Genomic DNA, 3,196 nt, shown 5'->3' with positions numbered 1-3,196 from the left:
TCTTGACTATTTTGTATTGCTCGACGCACTGCCTGTGTCGTTGTGGCGCTGCTGTGTAGAACTTGTCCCATAGTGCTTCCTTCCATTTATCTGAGAATATTGCACCATTAAAATCTGGGACTAAACACCTAGTAAGCTTTTTAAAATTGGTTTTTGCCATGATGGGGTAGAAATTTGCCCATTTTTGGGTGCGACTGAGGCTGTAGCAGGAGTCAGATAAAGATCATAATGATCAAAGAATTGGTTCATTTTGGTGACATACACGCCCCAATTATTCAGATTATGAATATATTCTAGCGCAGTCGTTTTCGCACCAAAGGCAGCCAAAGCTAAAGAATCCAGCTCAAAATCTCCTGCTGTGGTCGGAACGTGTTGCTTGATCTGCTCTAACATATAAGAAAATTGACTAAACCACGTCGTGATAAAGTCTCTGGCCAAAGACATACCATCTATCTCAGGTTGTGCTTCGACCACTGTATGCCCTAAAGACTCCAACAAACGTGCAGTATGGTGTACAGCATCAATTGCATCTTTAGACACTGTGGTTCCGATAGGCGACTGAGTATTAAATGCAATTTTAAGTTTTTTTACAGGCTGCTGTAGACAGGCCAAATAGCTTTGGCTGGGTAGTTCAATTTTAAATAATGAACTATGCTCTGCACCCTGCGTTGCATCTAACATCGCTGCACTGTCTCTTACACTTTTACTCAATACATGCTGTATCGCAGCGCCGTGCATTGCCTCACTCATATCTGGACCCCACGGCGTACGTCCACGACTCGGTTTTAAACCAAATAAACCGCAATACGATGCAGGAATTCGAATTGATCCACCGCCGTCACCAGCACCCGCAATGGGAACAATTCCTGCGGCCACCGCAGAAGCGGAACCACCCGATGAGCCACCACTGTTATGTTTTAAATTCCAAGGATTATGACAGGCTCCCCAAGCATCTGATTCTGTAATGCCTTTGATACCAAACTCAGGGGTATTAGTACGGCCAAAAGTTAAAATGCCTGTGTTTTCCCAACGGTTTACAATTTCTGCATTGTGTTCTGCAATATGGCCCGTACGTTTAAATGCTTGGCATCCGTAAGAAGTTGGATAACCTGCATATTCTTGAAATAAATCTTTTACTAAAAATGGCACCCCAGCAAATGGGCCAGACAATGCATTTTGCGCTCTGTTCTTGGCATAATCATGCATCGGAATAATAATCGCATTTAAAGCAGGATTGGTTTGTTGGCTACGCTCAATTGCAATTTGTAATAATTCGGCGGGATGGATTTGTTTTTGTGCAACCAACTCAGCCAAACCCAGCCCATCATAACGAAGGTATTCAGAAAAATTCATTTTTATCCAAGTATCTATAGTTTTTATTGTTTTATACTTTTACTAAATTTTAACCTATGAGGCAAGTTGTACTTGATTGCGTCCTAAAGTTTTGGCTTGATATAGCGCCCGATCAGCACGATTTAACAAGCTCTGTAGGCTATTTTGCGTTGGTAAAACTTGATGCACCACACCAAGACTCACCGTCATACTCAAAACAGCATGTGCCACTTGAGTTTTTGAAGTAGCAACAGCACGGCAGATACGTTCTGCAATGATTTGCGATTCAATTTCAGTGGTATTATTTAACACCACCACAAATTCTTCACCGCCCATACGCGCAAATAAATCCTGTTCACGCAAATTACTTTTCACCGTCGTGGCAAAGCTTTGTAGCAATACATCACCAATATAGTGACCATATTGATCGTTCATTTTCTTAAAGTGATCAATATCTAGCACAATGATACTCATCGATTTAACCAAATTTTCCTTCAATAAGTTTTCAGTTTGAGTGAAGAAAAAACGGCGATTTCCGACATGAGTTAAGGGATCGTGGTTGGCCAGATAAAGCACTTCTTTATATAGATCATGACGATTACGACTCACAATACATAAAAGCAAAGGTGCAATCATCAACATGCACAGCCCTATACGCACCGAAATAGAAGTGGCCAAGAAGTTATCTGCTGTACGTGAAATATAATAGGTCGTTAAACTATGATACGTCACAAAACAAACCAAACTGTTAATGATACTCACATAAAATAAATTGTAACTTAAAGCCGCCCAAATCAGCCCTGCTAAAGGGAAAAGTAAGGCGCCAGGACCAAAGAACAGATGAGTACATGCCACAGAAATTAAAACTGACAGTAAGGGTAAAACATCGACAAACTGGGTTTCGCACTGTCTACGGTTATTCCAAAGATACTTTAATTTCTTCGTTGCAGGAAAGGTCAACATGAGGGGTAAAAGTGAAATACAATTTAGAACTTCCCCCGTCCACCAAATATAAAACTCAGCCCAAAGGTCTTGCGTGCTCATAAAGGTGTGTGGCATATACGGAACGACAGCAACGGCAAATATCGCGCTGGAAAAGCACCCAAGAAAAACACAAACCAAGAAAAGATAAAGAAAATTTAAGCCTTTGTTATATGCACGATAGTCAATTTGTAAATAATGGATAAAGAATAAAGACACGCCTACCGTCATAACATTGGCGATTGTTAAAGCCAAAGTCAGCTCAAGATGATTCCCTGTGACTAAGTCTGCCAACATATAACCAATAAAAGCACCCAACCACCGACATTTCTAAGTGGCTTAAACCGTAAAAATAAGCCGATCAGTACTGCATTAGCAGGCCAAAAATAAGCGAAATATGCAATCGGCCGAGTGAATATCCCAAGCAAGCAGCAGACAAAAATCACCGCAGCAACAATCAAACATGCTCGGCCATGCTGTTTAAAATTCAACGATACTTCTGTGAGCTTAACTGCGTACAAAATATTCCCTCATTTTTACATGAGTTATGATTAAACATCATGTTTTCTACTGTCCATTTGCTTGCAAAGGATGCATTGATGAAAACCATCACAGATTGACAATATTTACTAAATAAACTCTATCGATTGTTCGTTATGGTTTCAATATGATTTTTTGATTTATATCCTGAATCTAGATATTTACGATTAAATGCTGATATCACTCTCACCCATTAAAAAAAGCCTCCACATTGGGTAATGCCAGTCAGTTAAGAAATTGACTGGCATTTTCTTGGGTACTTTTGAGGCTTTATTTTGACGACTCTAGGGCATTGCCTTGATCTTCTTTCAGGCAAAACAAACATTTTAGACTGTTCCAGCAA

At 40.1% G+C, this 3,196-nt stretch carries 2 pseudogenes; both read right to left on the bottom strand.

Annotation, left to right across the window (positions count from 1 at the left end):
- Window positions 1–123 precede the first annotated feature (123 nt).
- A pseudogene (locus tag MF4640_RS18350) lies at window positions 124–1,353 on the bottom strand (amidase); the annotation flags it as partial.
- A 54-nt stretch (window positions 1,354–1,407) separates the two neighbouring features.
- A pseudogene (locus MF4640_RS18345) lies at window positions 1,408–2,834 on the bottom strand (diguanylate cyclase).
- Window positions 2,835–3,196 lie beyond the last annotated feature (362 nt).

This window comes from Acinetobacter sp. MF4640, assembly GCF_002018895.1.
Taxonomy (GTDB): domain Bacteria; phylum Pseudomonadota; class Gammaproteobacteria; order Pseudomonadales; family Moraxellaceae; genus Acinetobacter; species Acinetobacter johnsonii.
The sequence above is the reverse complement of the archived record's forward strand: the minus strand, read 5'-3'. Positions and strand labels throughout refer to the sequence as shown.